We start from the raw sequence: 17674 nt of genomic DNA on the forward strand, positions 1-17674 counted from the left end.
TTTGATATTATTTTACTGCTCTAATGCAGTCAGTTCTGTTTAATACGGTTTTGCCTATGTAATAACATCTCTGTTAATTAATTTTATAAAGATTGTTTTAATAATAAGGCTATCAATCATTGTTTTAAGTTAATAACGTGATGATTCTGTGTTTAGTTTTTTCATCAGGTTCAATAATTGCCAGTTCTTGAATTGCGGTTTTAATTCTTTCTGACCAAGATGATCGATCCCAAGCTTTTATAGTATTTAATGCTATATTTCGGTTTTGTATTACCGGGCTATTCAAGCCGATTAATATTAAGTCTTCTCCAATACCGGGAAAATGATTGAGTTCTTGTAAAATCAAATCTAATAAATTATGTGTGTCAATTTCTGTTTCATATTCATAGATTAATGCAGGGCCTGTTGCGATTTTAGCAAAATCATATTGTTGATTAGCTAATTGAATAACTTGCTTTATTCTCGGTAATGAATCACTGAGTAGTAAATAAGGCCACTGATCGCTATGATAATTTTTTTGATGTTCAAAATGTGCTTCCCATGCATCAAAGCCATATTGTGTATAAAGGTTTGCAGCTAGCTGAAATTGTTGCGTATTATTAGTTGTCAGCGTATTTTTAATTAAGTCTAACCATTTATCTTGCTTAATAACCTCATTTGCTTTATTGATTATTTGATTTTTGATTTTCTTATCCCAGTTAGGATAATAATCGTTTACTTTATTAACCACAAAATCGTGTAATAACCAAACGGTTCGTAATATTTTCAGATCCGTTAAATTTGGTAGATTGAGTAAATGGGTTAAATAATTAAGACAGACTTTAGCACCAGCAGCATAGTTATGCATATCCTGAGTGGGTCCGCCGTTTATCAGCGCTGCAATAATTTCACTTGTGGAGCTGATTAATTCACTATCAATGGTTTCATGCGCTAAAGCTTTATCTAATTCACCTGACATTACACAGGTGTAAGCAAGATATTCATTCATCAAACTATTTTGATAGCCGGATCTTAGCAACCAGTCTTTTGTTGATGATGATAACGGATATGTTACTAACCGATAAATGATATGAATACGTCCCCAACCATCAATTTTTTTTGCTAATGTCAGCAAGGCATTTTCAATATCGGTTTCAGATGATAGTGTATTTTGTAATGCGCCAGCAGAATATAATGAAAATTCTTCATGCATACCAAATAACAAAAATAATTCTGTTTGTTCGGTAGTAAAGCATCCTAATATGGCAATACTGAATTTAATGATTTCACGATCCGGACTATTAAGTGCTAGCCAATAAATAAATTCGTATAATTTATCAAAATCAATAATGAGTTTAGGTATTTCCTCAGTTAAATCTTCAATATAACTTAAGGTTCGTCCTGTTTGGACTAGGGTGTAAAGTGTTTCGATATCTGATTGATTAGGTTGCGCAGTTATTTTGGTGAGTAATGCTAAAATTTTTTCTACACAACTTTGTTCTGCAGAGGCACTATGATAATTTGTAATTCCATCCCTCATTCTTGCTGCCTGTTTTATTTTTCGACTATCTAAGGAGTGATCAGGCAGAATTTTGGCCGTTTCGGGAAGTTTATCCGCGTTTTGATAAGGGAGTAAAAACTGATAAATACTGGTTTTATGGTTATCCCATACCAATGGAAAGTGTTGGCAATTAATATTATTCAGGTATTCCATTATTTTTCAGATTTTTAATATTTTAGAGTTTTTATGTATGGTGTTAATCTCTGGTAAAAATTAAGTACGGTTACCAGTACTGTCTGATTTTGCTGTGGTGGTTTGATTATACCTTAGCAATATATTAAGCATATGCTTTCCTGTATTATTATCTGAATATCTATTTTGAATTACCTTTTTTATTCATCATCAAAATTTTATTGCTATTTTTATACAGATTGATTCTTTATTTTACGCATTAAATTGGTTTTGCCTGATTTGCTATTACTTAGTCTTTAATATGAAATGATATTTTAAGTTGTTTGAGCTTTATTTTGGTGATAGGAACAAGAATGACAGAGTCACAACAATACAGTATCCGTGCTTTTGCGGATATATTCGGATTAACGCCGGCAACTGTCCGGTATTATGAAAGTCTTGGGCTGATTTCTCCGCAGCGCTCTGTCAATCAGCGTCGTTTCTATACCGAAAAGGACGTTGATTGGATGCGTTTTATTTTGCATCTGAAAAATACCGGTATGAGTATGGAACAGCTTCAGCAGTATGTGTTGCTGCGCAGTCAGGGGGATATAACTATTACTGAGCGGCTGGAGTTGTTGTTACAGACCCGTGATGATTTTTTGCAACAGCAGGCAAAACTGCAAAAACATCTGCAGATTTTGAATGACAAGATTGAATGGTATCAGCGACGGCAGCAGGGTCTTTTATCTGAGCAGGTGAGTTTTGCTGAATATTTAATCAGCAACGGCCATAGTCTGTAATACTGTGCTCTGTCTGGCTAAAGTGCAGGCTGTACTGTAAACTGAAATTCGGATGTGTTCGGATAAGTTAATTTTTATTTATATTTAGTGATCAAATAACCAAGGGGAATAAAATGAAAAAACACTGATTATTGTTGCGCATCCTGATATTGAACATTCTTCAGTCAATAAACGCTGGATTGAAGAAGTAAAAAAATTTCCGGTATATGAGCTGTATCAGTCTTATCCGGACGGTAAGATTGATGTGGAGAAAGAGCAGGCTTTGGTAGAGGTACAAGGTAGTCTGATCTGGCAATTTCCGGTTTACTGGTTTAACTGCCCGCCACTAATGAAACAGTGGTTTGATGATGTTTTAACCTACGGATGGGCATATGGTTCCCGCAGGACTCAGCTTAAAGATCGAAAAATCGGTTTGGCTGTTTCTATGGGAAGTTTGGAACAGGATTATCAGGCACCTTATGATTTAACGGCAGTTCTGCGTCCGTATGAAATGACTTTACATTATGTTAAAGCAGATTATCAGGGTGCATTTTCTTTGTTTGGCGCTAATACAGATGCTTCATTAGTAACAATTACTCCGCAGGCAATCAATCAAAGTGCTGCAGATTTTATTGAGTTTCTAAACAAATTTTATAATATGTTGAACCATGAACAGGGTTATTAGTTGGTTTCATCTGTACAAATTAGTTTTTCACTGTATCTGTATGTGAAGTTAATACTTTGTTCGTTTACTGGAGGTATTATGTATGAATAATATTGCTTACCGTTGTAATATCAAACCCGAACTCGAAGAAACGCTGAATCTTTACCGAAATTGCAGTCTGGGGGAACGGCGTCCGATTACGGATAAATCCCGTTTTCAGTCTATGCTGAATAATGCAAATTTAATTATTACAGCATGGGACGGACAGAAGTTGGTGGGTATTGCGCGCTGTTTAACTGATTTTGTTTATATTACTTATCTGGCTGATTTGGCTGTTGATGAGCGCTATCAAAAGCAGGGTATTGGTAAGCAGTTGATTCGGGAAATTCAGAAAAATACTGGAGAGAATGCCGGAATTGTTTTAATTGCTGCGCCACAGGCTGTCGACTATTATGGTCATATCGGTTTTACTGCTCATACATCTGCATGGGTTTTAAAGAAACCGTTATGATAGTAAATACAGTTCGTTGCTATTGATTATTCTTTTGTCTTGCCGGGTGCCGGACAGGCAGGTTTGGCAGAAACAGTGTTTTTCAGATATCAGTGCAGTGGGACATCATGATGGCTTGGCAGATAATCACAAAATAAGGGCAAAGCTATGATGACGGATTCCTGTTTTGCTCCTGAAAATAATATTGGTATTTGCCTGCAAGTTAATAACTTAGTATGGTTTCAGTTAACAGAGAGAGAAAAGTAAGTACGGCCATCTATTCTGACTATTCATGTGAATAGTCAGAATAGATGGGTTTAATGATTTGTGCGGATAAATGATTTATTTAACTTCGCTACCTTCAAATTTTAATCTTTTATCGTTAACAGAAACGAGATCTCCTAATTCGTAAACATTACGATAACCATATCCGTATAGATTGATAAAGGTAGGTATATTAAGGGCTAAACTGATCTTATCACGATAAGATGGCAGTCCGTTCAGGTCTGTTGGTGTTACTGCCATTTTACTGGCAAAGTTTTCCTGGTCATCTATAAAATTATTATTGCAATAAATGAGAATGGTTGTATTTTTATCTGGAATTAATCTGTATAGGCTAATCTGGTTATAGTCGGAAAAATTCAGATGAATGGCTCCTTTCAAATGTTTTCTGTCATACATTTCTTTGGATCTGGAGTCCAAAATAATGGTTTTTGAATTTTTGGATTTGGCCAAAAATTGGTTTAAAGGAAGAAGTCTTTTAGCTCTGTATCGTTTTACTTCTTCGGCTAATTTCATGTAACCATCAAAATCTATTTTGCTGCTGACTGATTTATCCTGAGCTATAAAATAATTCGATAAACGATTAACTTCAGCCTTATTAACTTTGGTAGTGGTTTTTGCAGTAGCAGGTAATGCTAATGTAATTAATATCGCTAAGCTTGATGTAAGAAAATAGTGTTTTATCAGATTATTCTTTTTCATTTATTGCTCCCTTTAAGTAAAAAACAAAACATTGAACATAATAAACAAACCAAAAGGCTTATGTGTTCTTATATGCCTGTTTGTTGATTTATGTAAAATATATGGTTTTGTTGATTCGGGTAGCGCAACTAATTATAAATAAGTTATCTATATTTAGTTAAAAGATAAAAATATGAAATGGTTGATAAATAAGAATGCAGTAAAGAAAATAACGGTTAATTATTCGTATGAGTATCAAATTTTTATGTGTTGTCCGCTTTGGTGCAATTAATCTGACGATCCTGATGACAGGAGAGGAATGAGCTGGCTAAATCAGCACAGCAGCCACAACAAGTGGCTACACCAAGCTGAGCCTGTAAATCAGTGAGACTTGAGGCGCCGGCAGCAACAGTTTCTTTTATCTGGCGATCAGTAATGGCATTGCACAGACAAACGTACATGTTTTGTCCTTTGTGTGTGTTTGGTTTCTTTTGTGGGTAAAGATGATAGTGGATTTCATTATTATTATCAAGTAGTGGATTTTATGCTGTCTGAAAGCTGATTATGTTTCTACCGGTAAAACATAAAGCCGACTGGGAAAGTCGGCTTTATGTTTTTAAATGTCGGAATTAATCTTCTGGTGTATCCAGTATATCTACTTCGTTATCGCTGTTTTCTTCTGCTTCAGCAATACGTTCCAGACTGACCAGTTTTTCGCCTTCATCCAGATTAATCAGTTTAACACCGGCAGCAGCACGACCGGTGGAACGGATCTGATCGACTTTGGTACGAATCAGTACACCGCCACTGGTAATCAGCATCAGGTCGTCGCTATCGGCTACGAGTGTAGCGGCTACCAGGTCACCATTACGTTCACCGGTATCGATGGCAATTACGCCCTGAGTACCACGGCCGGAACGACGGTAGTCATCAACAGCAGTGCGTTTACCAAAGCCGTTGGCTGTGGCGGTCAGTACCAGTTTGTCGCTATCTTCTTCAGCATCATAGGCCAGCAGGCTGATTACCTGGTTATTTTCAGCCAGTTTCATGCCGCGTACACCGCGGGCACTGCGTCCCATCGGACGAACATTGTCTTCACTGAAACGGACTGCTTTACCACCATTGGAAAACAACATGATGTCGTGTTTACCGGCAGTTTTAACCGCACCAATCAGATGGTCACCTTCATCCAGTCCGAGGGCGATAATGCCGGCTGAGCGCGGACGTGAAAAATCGATTAGTGATGTTTTCTTGACGATACCCTGTTCGGTACACATAAAGACATATTCATTTTCGCTGAATTCACGTACCGGCAGAATGGTGTTAATTTTTTCACCTTCTTCGAGCTGAATCAGGTTGTTAACCGGCCGCCCACGGCTGTTGCGGCCGCCTTCAGGCAGTTTGTATACTTTAATCCAGTGGCATTTACCCAGACTGGTGAAACACAGCAGGTAGTCGTGTGTGTTGGCGATAAACAGAGTTTCAATAAAGTCTTCATCTTTGGTGGCAGTTGCCTGTTTACCGCGACCGCCACGCCGTTGTGCCTGATAGTCATCTGCCTGCTGGGTTTTGATATAGCCGCCGTGAGTCAGTGTAACCACCATGTCACGTTTCGGTATCAGGTCTTCATCGGCAATGTCGCCACCAAAAGTGTTGATTTCGCTGCGACGTTCATCTCCGAATTGTTGCTGGATGGCGGTCAGCTCATCATGAATAATCTGGTTGATACGAGCCGGTTTGGCAAGAATATCAAGTAAGTCGACAATATTATCAAGGATAGTTTTGTATTCATCGACAATTTTATCCTGTTCCAAACCGGTAAGACGTTGCAGACGCATTTCGAGAATGGCCTGTGCCTGCGCGTCGGAAAGGAAATAGCCATCAGCACTCAGACCGGTATTTTCCGGTAAATTCTGAGGCTTGATCAATTTTGCATCAATATCGCTACGTACGAGCATGTTTTTAACCAGATCAGGACGCCATGCCCGTGAGGTTAAAGCGATTTTGGCTTCTGAAGGGGTAGGAGATGATTTAATCAGGGCAATGATTTCATCGACATTAGACAGAGCTACTGCCAGACCTTCGAGCAAGTGACCGCGTTCACGTGCTTTACGCAGATTAAACATGGTACGCCGGGTAACAACTTCGCGACGGTGACGCAGAAATTCATTCAGAATCTGTTTCAGGTTCAGCAGGCGCGGCTGACCGTCTACCAGAGCCACCATATTGATGCCGAAACTGTCCTGAAGCTGAGTTAATTTATACAGCTGATTAAGAACAACTTCGCTATTTTCATTGCGTTTGAGCTCGATAACCACACGCATGCCGGATCTGTCCGACTCGTCGCGCAGGTCTGAAATACCTTCGAGAATTTTATTGCGTACCAGCTCGCCGATTTTTTCGACTAGTCTGGCTTTGTTTACCTGATACGGAATTTCATCAATGATGATTGCTTCGCGTTCATCATGATGTCCGATAGGTTCGATATGGGTTTTACCACGAATAATGACGCGACCGCGACCGGTACGATAACCCTCACGTACGCCTGAAAGTCCGTAAATAATACCGCCAGTCGGAAAATCCGGGGCAGGAATCAGATCGATAAGCTCGTCAATACTGAGGTTTTCATTAGCCAGCAGAGCTTTGGCACCGCCTATTACTTCGTTAATATTGTGCGGCGGAATGTTGGTAGCCATACCGACGGCAATACCGGAAGAACCATTAATCAGTAATGTCGGAATACGTGTTGGCAATACCGCCGGCTCTTGTTCTTTGCCGTCATAATTCGGGACAAAATCAACAGTTTCCTGTTCGATATCAGCCATTAGCTCATGCGCAATTCTTGTCATGCGGATTTCGGTATACCGCATAGCCGCTGCACTGTCGCCATCAACGGAACCGAAATTACCTTGTCCGTCGACCAGCAGATAACGCATGGAGAAATCCTGCGCCAGACGTACGATAGTATCGTAAACCGCTGTATCGCCGTGCGGATGGTATTTACCAATAACATCGCCGACAATGCGCGCAGATTTTTTGTAAGGCCGGTTCCAGTCGTTATTCGCTTCGTTCATTGCATACAGCACACGACGATGAACCGGTTTCAGCCCATCGCGTACATCAGGAAGAGCACGTCCTACAATCACGCTCATGGCGTAATCCAGATAGGAACTGCGCATTTCATCTTCAAGTGATACTGCTATGGTTTCTTTGGCAAAAAGTGCATCAGACATAATGGCTTTACTACTTTAGAGAGCATGGTTTATTTTACCATAATGGTAATTAGTTTCTGATTATTTTTCATGGCTCGGATGATCTGGCATAAAAAACCTTGTCGTTAAAGGGGTTAAAGATATGCTCACAATATTTGTGGATAAATCTGTGGAAAATGAAAGATGAGCGTGCATAATTGCCTATAAATCAAGACTTGGATGTGCTTGCTTAAAAAATAAGCCTTAAAATAAAATTGTTTAAAAACAAATATATATAAAAATAAGATGCATGTGTGCAGCTATTTTTGCTTTTTGTGGGGTTCAGTATGCGTTGCTTAATTCATGTGGATAAAATCAGTTTGTCAAGTCTGTTTTATGGTTGACAAAAGGATAAATAGTGAGAATGTGTGAGTAAGTTGTGCTGTCTGTAAGGAAATTTTAATGCATGTTTTAAATTTACCTGAAACTATGCTATCGGATGAGTCTATGGCAGAGGCATGGGTATTTGTACGGGTAATTGATAATTATGGTGATGCGGGCGTAGGCTGGCGGCTAAGCTGTCTGCTGGCTGAATATCTGCACATGCATGTGCGTTTGTGGATTGATGATACTGATGCACTTAATAAGCTAGTGCCGGCACCGGAAAAACAGGCACGGATTACTATCGAAGCATGGCAGGGCGATGCCATGATGCAGCAACAGCTGTCTGCTGCTGCCGATCCGGTATTGGTAATAGAAACGTTTGGTTGTGAGCTCCCGCCTCAGGTATTGGAAAGAATGAGGCAGCGCCGGCCATTGTGGCTGAACTGGGAGTATCTGACCGCCGAAGACTGGGCGGTTGGTTTACATGCTATGTCATCGTTGCAGCCTAATGGTCTGGAAAAGTATTTCTGGTTTATGGGTATTGATGCGGACAGTGGCGGTTTGTTACGGGAACCGGATTATCTGGCTGAGCGGGAAAAATTCAGACAGCAGCCGAAGCTTCAGCAGGCATTCAGGCAGGAATATGGTTTGCCGTTACAGTATACAGGGCAGTTATGGCTGGTATTTGCTTATACTTCCGGTCAGTGGGCACAATGGATGGCTATGTGGCAGCAGGCGGATACGCCGGTAACGTTGTGGCTTGCCGGCGGACAGGTCATTGAAAGTTTACGTGCGGCAAAATTAATTGCACCGGAGGAGCTGCAGCAGGAAGGGGATATCTGTGAGCTGGGGAATGTGACGCTGGTACGTATTCCGTTTGTGCCACAGGCGGCCTTTGACCGTTTGCTGTGGCTGGCAGATGCGGCTATTGTGCGCGGTGAAGACAGCTTTGTCCGGGCATTATGGGCAGGATTACCGTTTTTCTGGCATATTTACCGTCAGGATGATGATGTCCATCTGCAAAAGCTGCATTCATTCTGGTTTAAGGCGATGCAAGGCTGGCCGGCAGAGCTCAGACAGGCGTTTACTGTTTTGTCGGATGATCTGAACGGAGCTGGGGCTGTGAGTTCGTTAAAACGTGAACAGGCATGGCAGTATTTGTGCGCGCATTGGCAAAGTTGGGTAAAATCAGCCGCTGCGTGGTCAGAAATGCTGCATGGGCAGGACAATGCGCTGGAAAAACTAGCCAGATTCAGCCATCTTCCGCTAAAATAATATACTTATTATTTGCTGAACATTTTTGGAAGTTAGATTAAAGATGAAAACCGCACAAGAATTGCGCCCGGGTAATGTATTTATGGTGGGCAATGATCCGATGGTGGTGCAGAAGTCCGAATACAATAAATCCGGTCGTAATGCTGCCGTGGTAAAAATGAAATTGAAAAACCTGCTGACTGGTGCTGCTACAGAAACGGTTTATAAAGCCGATGAAAAATTTGATGTGGTAGTGCTGGATCGCAAACAGTGCACTTACAGCTATTTTGCTGATCCGATGTATGTTTTCATGGATGATGAATTCAATCAGTATGAAGTGGAAGCAGAAAACATCGGCGATGCCATCAAGTTTATTGTAGACGGCATGGAAGAAAAATGCGAAGTAACGTTCTATGACGGCCGCGCTATTTCTGTAGAACTGCCTACTATTATCGTGCGTGAAGTGGAATATACTGAACCGGCAGTAAAAGGTGACACTTCTGGCAAAGTAATGAAAAATGCACGTTTGGTAGGTGGTGCCGAGATTCAGGTAGCTGCTTATATTGAAAATGGCGATAAAGTGGAAATTGATTCACGTACTTTTGAATTCCGTAAACGCGCTTAACTGATTTTCTTGCTGGCAGGCTGTCTGAATGATTTCAGGCAGCCTGTTTTATTGTTGGTATCGCAGCAGTAAACTGCCTGATGAGTGTGATGATCTACGGTATTTTGTTGTTTGTATTGTTTAATTTTGTAGGTGAAACATGTTGTTTGAACTGAATCAGCACGGCCGGGGCGAGTTGCTGGCTGAATGTCGCAGATTGCTGCGGCTGGCGTTGCCGATTCTTATTGCACAGGTAGCGCAGGTAGGTGTAGGCGTAGTCGATACTGTAATGGCCGGTCATGCCAGTGCCAACGACCTGGCCGGCGTGGCTCTGGGTTCGAATGTATTTATTACGCTGTATATTACTTTTCTGGGAGTGATGACGGCATTACAGCCGATACTGGCACAGTTATACGGTGCCGGTAAAACAACGGAAATCGGAGAACAGGGACGGCAGGGAATATGGTTCGGACTGTTTCTCGGTGTTCTGGGTATGCTGTTGCTGTGGGCAATGATTATACCAATGCAGCACTGGCTGAATATGGGTGCATATGTGGATGCAGTATTTGGTCAGTTTGTATTCTATATTGCACTGGGTATGCCGGCAGCGATGATTCACCGGGCATTTTATGCTTTTGCCTCTTCTTTAAACCGCCCCAAACCTATTATGGTGGTGAGTCTGATTGCACTATTGCTGAATATTCCGCTTAATTATATTTTTGTCTACGGAAAATTCGGGATGCCGCAGATGGGAGGCGCCGGCTGTGGTCTGGCCTCAGCTATCTGTTTCTGGCTGAATGCCATTGCACTGGGCATATATATTATACGGCAGCGGTATTTTGCACCTTTTGCTCTGTTTGTGCGCTTTGAGTGGCCGCGCTGGCGTACACAGGCTTCTTTGTTGCGTCTGGGTATTCCGATCGGAATGTCATTCTTTCTGGAAGTGAGTCTGTTTACTTTTATTAGTTTGCTGATTGCCCGTTTCGGGGTCACTCAGGTGGCAGCGCAACAGGTGGTAATCAGTATTACCTCTTTAATTTATATGTTGCCGCAAAGTGTGGGCATTGCGCTGGCTGTATGTGTGGGTCAGGCAGCCGGAGCACGTAACTGGCAGCGTGCCCGCTTTGTTTCCGGAGTAGGGTTGTGTATGGGTCTGCTTGGTGCCTGCTTTACCGGGATCATGCTGCTGCTGTTCCGGCATTTCTGGGTAGGCTTATATACAGCTGATCAGGAAGTGATTTTACTGGGCGGTACGCTGTTGATTTTTGCAGCAGTTTTCCAGTTGTCTGATGCAACACAGACAATTGCTTCTTATGCCTTGCGCGGCTATAAGCTGACTAAGATTCCGATGGTGATTCATGCGTTCAGTTTCTGGGGTCTGGGTCTGGGTTTCGGCTGTTTGTTTGGTTTGTATTTCGGTATGGCACTTTATGGTTTCTGGCTGGCTCTGGTGCTGGCATTGACAGGTGCGGCTGTGGCACTGGTGTGGTATCTGCACCGGAAAAGTGAAAAATTTATGCTGACAGATGCAGAAGGCAAATCATGATAAGTGTGATTGAACATGCAGATTTACAACCGCTAAATACTTTTGCTCTGCCGGTACGGGCACGCTGGCTGGTCACATTAACGAATACTGAACAGTTGCCGGATATTCTGGCACTGCCTCAGTTTGAACGGCAAAGTGTGCTGTGGTTGGGTGGCGGGAGTAATATTCTGTTTTGTGCGGATTATCCGGCACTGGTGGTGCGTATGGCCAATCGTGGTATCAGGCTGGTGGCGGATGATGGTGTACAGGTTATCGTAGAAGCTGCGGCCGGTGAAAACTGGCATGAATTTGTTCAGTACACGCTGGAACAGGGCTGGTGCGGCCTGGAAAATCTGAGTCTGATTCCGGGTACAGTAGGGGCGGCACCTGTACAGAATATCGGCGCTTATGGTGTTGAAGTACAATCCTGTATTGAGGCTGTACAATGTTTTGATCTTGAAAGTCAGCAACTGTGCTGGCTTAGCCGGAATGAATGCAGCTTTGCTTACCGGGACAGTGTATTTAAGCATGGCCAGCAAGGACGTTATGTCATTGTGGCGGTACGGTTTGTATTATCCCGCAGTTTTACACCGCAACTGCATTATGGTGATTTAGCTCAGGTGGCCACAGAGATGGCACAGGGGCAGCCTCTAACTGCCGGTATCGTTGCACAGGCAGTGTGCCGTATCCGCCGGCAGAAGCTGCCTGATCCGCGAGTGCTTGGCAGTGCCGGCAGTTTTTTTAAAAATCCTGTTGTGGCGGCTGAACTGGCAGAAAGCCTATTAAAACAATATCCGGCTTTGCCGCATTATCCACAGCCTGACGGGCAGGTAAAGCTGGCAGCAGGCTGGATGATAGACCAGTGCGGCCTGAAAGGCTATCAGCTTGGCGGTGCGGCAGTTCATGAGAAGCAGGCTTTGGTACTGGTTAATAAAAAACAGGCCAGCGCAGCCGATGTAGTTGCTCTGGCTGAATATGTTCGTAACTGTGTAGCACAGCATTTTCAGGTATTGCTCGAACCGGAACCGGTCTGGCTGCCGGAAGTTTTGCCGCATGCGGCTGGTTAAGAGAATATCTGTATGCTTTGCCCGGTGATAAACTGCATAATCAGAAAGAAATTAATATGGTGAAAGAATCACGCCCCAATACGTATAACCGCATTATTGATGCCAGTCTGAAACTGTTTAATGAAGAGGGTGAACGCAACATCAGCACTAATCATATTGCTTCTTTTCTGGGCATCAGTCCGGGCAATCTTTATTATCATTTTCGTAATAAAGATGAAATTATTATGCAGTTATTCAAGCGCTACAGTGAGAAATTGCTGTGTTATCTGCAGCAGGTCAGTCCGCCACAGGACACAGAAGCGATTAAGAACTATATGCTTGGTGTTTATGATGTAATGTGGCAATACCGTTTTTTATTCAGTGATTTAAATGCAATGCTTTCACGCAGTGCCGAATTATTGGGTGAACACAATAATTTCACCCGGGTTCGTGTATCACCACTACTGCAAAATCTCTTGCAGCAACTGACTGATATTGGTTTTATACAAACAGACGAAGTTGCCCGCAAGGAAATGGCAGTGAATATCTGGCTGATAACCAAATACTGGTGTGATTATGACAGTGCCTTATATGAACGCAAACTGACTGAAGCTTCTAAATTTCGTGGTACCCACCAGACTCTGACTCTGTTACGACCTTATGTTACCCCTGCCTACCGGGAAGAATTCAGTCGCATGATGAATGATTTGCGTAATCAGGTGTGAAAATAAAAATAAATAAAAGTGGTTTAGCTTAAACAGAATTTTTAATGCGATATTTTTTATCAGTATTTCATTTGCTCAAGTTAAGAAACTATACTATTTCTGCACGCATATTTATAAATTTGCACTGATTAATACGGCAATCAATTGGTCAGTCCGTATTTCAGATGTAGCAGACTGAAATTTAAATAAAATTAAAGATAATATTTTTTATTTTGCAATCTGTGAGTTCCATTCGGAACGATATGCCGGGTATGAAATTTTTTATTATTGTTTAATTTAATCAGGAATGGGACGGCTAGCTCCCATTTTGATACTTTCAAAACGACTGTTGTCCAGCTGCTGTTGTTCACAGGCCTGAGCTAGTAGCTGTGGTGGTTCATCTATGGGTTCATCTGCCAGTTCAAATGCACCCCAGTGCATGCCAACGGCCTGACGGCATTGTAGTATTTGAAAAATTGTTACTGCCTGATAAGGATCTATGTGCTGATTATGCATAAACCAGCGGGGTGCATAAGCTCCTGTCTGGATTGCAGCCATGTCTATCGGGGCAAATCGCCCGGCAATCTGCCGGAACATAATCTCGCTGAAACCTGTATCTCCGCTGAAATAAGTAGTACTTCCCGCGGCTGTCTGCATTATCCAGCCACACCACAGAGTACGATTGCGGTCGAAAATGCCGCGCTGGCTCCAGTGATGTGCCGGTACAGCATGAAACCGGATATCTTTAATCGTCACCTGTTCCCACCAGTCCAGTTCAATGACATTACGTACGCCCATATGTTCCAGTTTATTTTTCAAACCTAGGGGAACAATGGCAGTGATGGACGGAAAACGTTCGGCTAACTGGCGGATACTTGCCTTATCCAGATGATCGTAATGGTTGTGTGACAGTGCGATAACATCCACTGAAGGCAGCTGGGCAATACTGGCTGCAGGCTGAGTACGGCGTTTGGGGCCGGCAAATGTTACTGGTGATACCCGCTGTGAAAATACCGGATCGGTAATAATGGTACATTGCTGTAAACGTATGAGCAGTGTGGCATGGCTGATCCACCATAGCCGGTTGCCGCTCAGTGTAAAGTCCGGTTTCTGATACCAGTCGCGTGCAAAATGCTCATATCCGTTTTGCGGTGGTTTAGGCAGATGATGGATATGCCTTTCCCAGTTCCAGCGACAGACTTCCAGGGGTTTGATGACTGTAGGTTCCAGATTGCAGAAACCATAAGGTGTATGATGACTTTTAGCCGGATTGTAATATGGGTTTCTTTTCTTAAATAGCATTATCTGTTGTCTTTAGCTGATACAGCTACGGCAATATATTATCAGTTTAAATGTTTTAATGCTGTTTGCAGTTTCTATTTTAACTTAATTATAAATCATTCAGGTAGATATACCGAAACTGCGACGGTGGGATGATGTTATGCACAGAATGAAATCAGGATAAAAGTAAAGGCATTTGTTTGTTTTGTTAAATAGTGTTAATATGCGCCTTTTGTATTTTATCATGCGCCTGTTTTCGCGCCTCTGGAGATCGAAAAATGAAAAAAATTTTACTGGTCTTTTTATGTCTGTTGCTGGCAAGCTGTACATTACCGGTTAAGCCGGAGGACAAGTTCAAAACCGGTGATTATGTAGGCGGAGTGAAAGTTCTGGCTAATAATTTCAACACTAAGGCTAAGAAGCTTGAGCAAAAGAATAAGCCATGGAAGGACAAGGATATTCTGTATTTGCAGGTTACTGTTAGCGGTTTAGTGGAAATGGCGCAAAAAAATATTAAACAGGCTGCCGTTTCTGATTATGACTTACGGATTAAAAGCTATCAGCTGTTACTGGCGATGAAAACTGAGCTGGCAGATAAAAGTTACAGCACTTATATTGAAAAATATTTAAGTCTGTATACAGTAGATGGTCTGAAAGAATCTCTGGCTATACAGTTTTATCAGCAGGCTAATGCAATTGTAGCTTCAAACAGTGCAGATTATTTGCGCAAGGCTAAATTATACCGTCAGGGCTATGAGTATTTTAATTATAAGGATATTAAAAAGCGCGCTGATGATAATCAGAACATGTATTATAAAACTGCTGCTCAGGAATATTACACTGAAGCACAGGCTAATGTCAGAGACAAAAATTATAAAGAGGCAGCGAATAATTTTCGCAAAGCTCATGATGTTTATCTGCCTTTGGGCAATTATAAGGACAGTGCCAAATTAGCTGCTATTTATGAAAAAAAATGGCGTACTGCTGAAGCGGAAAGTCACTATCAGGAAGCGCAGGGTATTGTGCGCAAAGCAAGACTACTGAGTGAATACCGGCAGGCAGCGGCTTTGTTCCGTGCGGCCAGTGATGTGTACAGTCCTTATGGTAACACCTATAAAGATTCTACCAGACAGGCAGGTGTATATGAACAAAAAGGACAGGTACAGATATTTATCCGCGGAAATGACTATCTGGCCTACCAGATACGTTCCGTACTCCAGGCAAGCTATGTCAGCTTTGTAAACAGCCCTGGATCGGCTAATCTGGTGATTGATGTAAATATGACCCGCGGTCATTTTCAGCAGTATAAGGATAATATTGAGACGGATGATAAATATGAAAATCTGAAAGTGGGTACAAAAAAGGTAGCTGATGAAAATGGTAATATGGTTGAGCAATCTGTTTATGAAGATTTTTATTTCAAACAATATAGTGTGAAGACGATTAATGAAGCGGTAATGAATGCTGAAGTGCATACTAGTGGACTATATGAACTAAACCGCAGCTATAGAGGAAAAAGTACTTCATCGCAAACTTATTACTGGTTTGACGGACATGTTCCCAGAAAATACACAGCATTTACAGAAGGTACATTGCTTAGTCGTGAAGAGCAGTTTAGTGAGGCACGTAGTAATCTGTGGTATCAGATGCGCGGAGACTTTACTGAAATGAGCAGAGCACTGGCAAATCTATAGTTGTTTGAAAACTATTTTTAATTATCAGACAACCGGAAATACATACGTAACAATTTTGTGATCAGGAAATTTCCGGATCGGTATCTGATGATTAAAAGATGCTTATGTAAAAACAAAACCTGAATGAAAGCCATTCAGGTTTTGTTTTAGAAACTGGTTTGAACAGTTTATTGAAACTAATGTCTAGTTTGAACTATTTAGGATTAAAAGCATAAACAGTACCATCCTGCCATGTACCTATGTAATAGCGATTATTATGTAAAGCCAATGCTACTGCTCCTGGTAAAGAGGTAACTAATTTACGTACAGTCCCGGTTTTAATATCAACTGTGCGTACCATATCAGCACCATTATCAATCACGGCAACCATATTTGGCGAAACGGTGACAATACCTACTCCCGGCCGGTTGAAGTCTTTGCCCAGCTCTGTTTGCTGACCATTCGGGCGGATTAAGGTCAGGCGACCACTATACTGGGAAACAACCAAACTGTTATCCGGTAACTGTGTTACACCAACCGGAGTGGATAGACCGCGTGCAATAATTTCCTTGCGACGGTTGTTTAAATCAAGAGACACAATTTCTCCGGTGGAGCGGTTGGTAATCAGTAAATTTCCAGAATTGGAAAAAGCAATACCTGTCGGAGTATGGTAGCCATCAGAAATTTTTTCAGCTTTGCCGTCAGCAGTTATTTTGAGAATATAGTCATCACTGTATGATGATACGTAAATATTATCCTCTGCATCAATTACAATACCGGCAGGAGAAGAAATATTGGAATAAATAGTTTTACGCTCACCGTCCGCGGTTATTTTAGTGATTGAATTGCCAGACCAGTTGGTAACATACATGGCATTTGAGCTATCAAAAGCAATGCCTGTGGGCGCATCAAAAGAAGCTGCTACGGTGGTTAATCCGGCAGTATTATCTGCTGATATTTTGGATGCAGCTGCTCTGGTAGTATTATTTGCTGACGTATTGGATGCAGTTGCTCCGGTTGTTGAGCTGACCATATTGCTCCTTCCGTATAAATATAAAGTACATAAAGCAAGACAAGCAAAAACAATGGTATATAAGGAGAGTTTTTTCATCATGAGTACCCGCTAAAAGCTAAAGAAATGTGAACACCATAACACTCAGAATAGCTGAGAAATTGCTAATGGCCATTATTCATGCTTAAGCTTACTAAGCAAAAATTACTTAGCTTTTTTTTCTGCAATGCTATGGCTTACTTAAAGCGAAAGCCGGTATAGCTATTTTCTGGGCAAGAGTCAGAAATAAATGATTCATAATTTGCCATCATCATTCTCTAAAATTTAAATGCCCAAATAATGCATGAATAAAGCCTGTCAAAAGCGTATATAAAAAACAGAAAATACAGAAATACGAAATTAGCGATATAAAATAAATATCAAAGGCGAAACTCAGCAATAGCAAAAATA

General features: G+C 41.6%; 15 protein-coding genes. 9 read left to right on the forward strand and 6 right to left on the reverse strand.

Annotated elements, in window-relative coordinates; all coding sequences use genetic code 11:
- Positions 1 to 124: 124 nt before the first annotated feature.
- Positions 125 to 1693, reverse strand: coding sequence for a hypothetical protein (locus H3U82_RS08675; protein ID WP_198210181.1), 1569 nt, complete (start codon positions 1691 to 1693; stop codon positions 125 to 127).
- 332 nt (positions 1694 to 2025) lie between these two features.
- Between H3U82_RS08675 and H3U82_RS08680 the strand changes: the two genes are divergently transcribed.
- From H3U82_RS08680 to H3U82_RS08690, 3 genes are all read left to right on the forward strand, one after another.
- Positions 2026 to 2454 carry a MerR family transcriptional regulator gene (locus H3U82_RS08680; protein ID WP_100126115.1) on the forward strand — a complete coding sequence of 143 codons (429 nt, stop codon included), beginning with the start codon at positions 2026 to 2028 and terminating at the stop codon, positions 2452 to 2454.
- A gap of 130 nt (positions 2455 to 2584) precedes the next feature.
- Positions 2585 to 3118 carry an NAD(P)H-dependent oxidoreductase gene (locus H3U82_RS08685; protein ID WP_370524673.1) on the forward strand — a complete coding sequence of 178 codons (534 nt, stop codon included), beginning with the start codon at positions 2585 to 2587 and terminating at the stop codon, positions 3116 to 3118.
- An 82-nt stretch (positions 3119 to 3200) separates the two neighbouring features.
- Positions 3201 to 3608, forward strand: a complete 408-nt coding sequence (locus H3U82_RS08690; protein WP_084551381.1) for a GNAT family N-acetyltransferase — start codon at positions 3201 to 3203, stop codon at positions 3606 to 3608.
- 321 nt (positions 3609 to 3929) lie between these two features.
- Here the strand turns inward: H3U82_RS08690 and H3U82_RS08695 are convergent, their stop codons facing one another.
- From H3U82_RS08695 to gyrA, 3 genes are all read right to left on the reverse strand, one after another.
- Complete coding sequence (locus H3U82_RS08695; protein ID WP_084548202.1) at positions 3930 to 4571, reverse strand: rhodanese-like domain-containing protein; 642 nt, start codon at positions 4569 to 4571, stop codon at positions 3930 to 3932.
- 242 nt (positions 4572 to 4813) lie between these two features.
- Positions 4814 to 5011 carry a (2Fe-2S)-binding protein gene (locus tag H3U82_RS08700; protein ID WP_078475503.1) on the reverse strand — a complete coding sequence of 66 codons (198 nt, stop codon included), beginning with the start codon at positions 5009 to 5011 and terminating at the stop codon, positions 4814 to 4816.
- 168 nt (positions 5012 to 5179) lie between these two features.
- Positions 5180 to 7783 carry a DNA gyrase subunit A gene (gyrA, locus tag H3U82_RS08705; RefSeq protein ID WP_037394775.1) on the reverse strand — a complete coding sequence of 868 codons (2604 nt, stop codon included), beginning with the start codon at positions 7781 to 7783 and terminating at the stop codon, positions 5180 to 5182.
- 420 nt (positions 7784 to 8203) lie between these two features.
- Between gyrA and earP the strand changes: the two genes are divergently transcribed.
- The 5 genes from earP to H3U82_RS08730 all read left to right on the forward strand — a co-directional run bounded on the left by earP (position 8204) and on the right by H3U82_RS08730 (position 13279).
- Entirely contained in the window at positions 8204 to 9400 is a 1197-nt protein-coding gene (gene earP, locus H3U82_RS08710; protein ID WP_232336150.1) for an elongation factor P maturation arginine rhamnosyltransferase EarP, read from the forward strand.
- A gap of 43 nt (positions 9401 to 9443) precedes the next feature.
- Positions 9444 to 10004 (forward strand): elongation factor P, encoded by a 561-nt coding sequence (gene efp / locus H3U82_RS08715; protein WP_025331610.1) that lies wholly within the window; start codon positions 9444 to 9446, stop codon positions 10002 to 10004.
- Between the two features lie 139 nt (positions 10005 to 10143).
- A complete protein-coding gene (locus H3U82_RS08720) occupies positions 10144 to 11529 on the forward strand; it encodes an MATE family efflux transporter (RefSeq protein ID WP_198210182.1) in 1386 nt (461 codons plus the stop codon).
- Complete coding sequence (gene murB / locus H3U82_RS08725) at positions 11526 to 12575, forward strand: UDP-N-acetylmuramate dehydrogenase (protein WP_198210183.1); 1050 nt, start codon at positions 11526 to 11528, stop codon at positions 12573 to 12575. Before H3U82_RS08720 ends, murB begins: the two co-directional genes overlap by 4 nt.
- Positions 12576 to 12625: 50 nt before the next feature.
- Positions 12626 to 13279, forward strand: coding sequence for a TetR/AcrR family transcriptional regulator (locus H3U82_RS08730; RefSeq protein ID WP_100126139.1), 654 nt, complete (start codon positions 12626 to 12628; stop codon positions 13277 to 13279).
- Positions 13280 to 13555: 276 nt separating this feature from the next.
- Here the strand turns inward: H3U82_RS08730 and H3U82_RS08735 are convergent, their stop codons facing one another.
- Positions 13556 to 14560: an MBL fold metallo-hydrolase gene (locus H3U82_RS08735; RefSeq protein ID WP_198210184.1), complete on the reverse strand. Its 1005-nt coding sequence runs from the start codon at positions 14558 to 14560 to the stop codon at positions 13556 to 13558.
- A 257-nt stretch (positions 14561 to 14817) separates the two neighbouring features.
- Between H3U82_RS08735 and H3U82_RS08740 the strand changes: the two genes are divergently transcribed.
- Entirely contained in the window at positions 14818 to 16233 is a 1416-nt protein-coding gene (locus H3U82_RS08740; RefSeq protein WP_198210185.1) for a hypothetical protein, read from the forward strand.
- Positions 16234 to 16426: 193 nt separating this feature from the next.
- Here the strand turns inward: H3U82_RS08740 and H3U82_RS08745 are convergent, their stop codons facing one another.
- Positions 16427 to 17245 carry a PQQ-binding-like beta-propeller repeat protein gene (locus H3U82_RS08745; RefSeq protein ID WP_157785010.1) on the reverse strand — a complete coding sequence of 273 codons (819 nt, stop codon included), beginning with the start codon at positions 17243 to 17245 and terminating at the stop codon, positions 16427 to 16429.
- Positions 17246 to 17674: the final 429 nt, after the last annotated feature.

The organism is Snodgrassella sp. W8132, from assembly GCF_016100865.1.
Lineage (GTDB): Bacteria > Pseudomonadota > Gammaproteobacteria > Burkholderiales > Neisseriaceae > Snodgrassella > Snodgrassella alvi.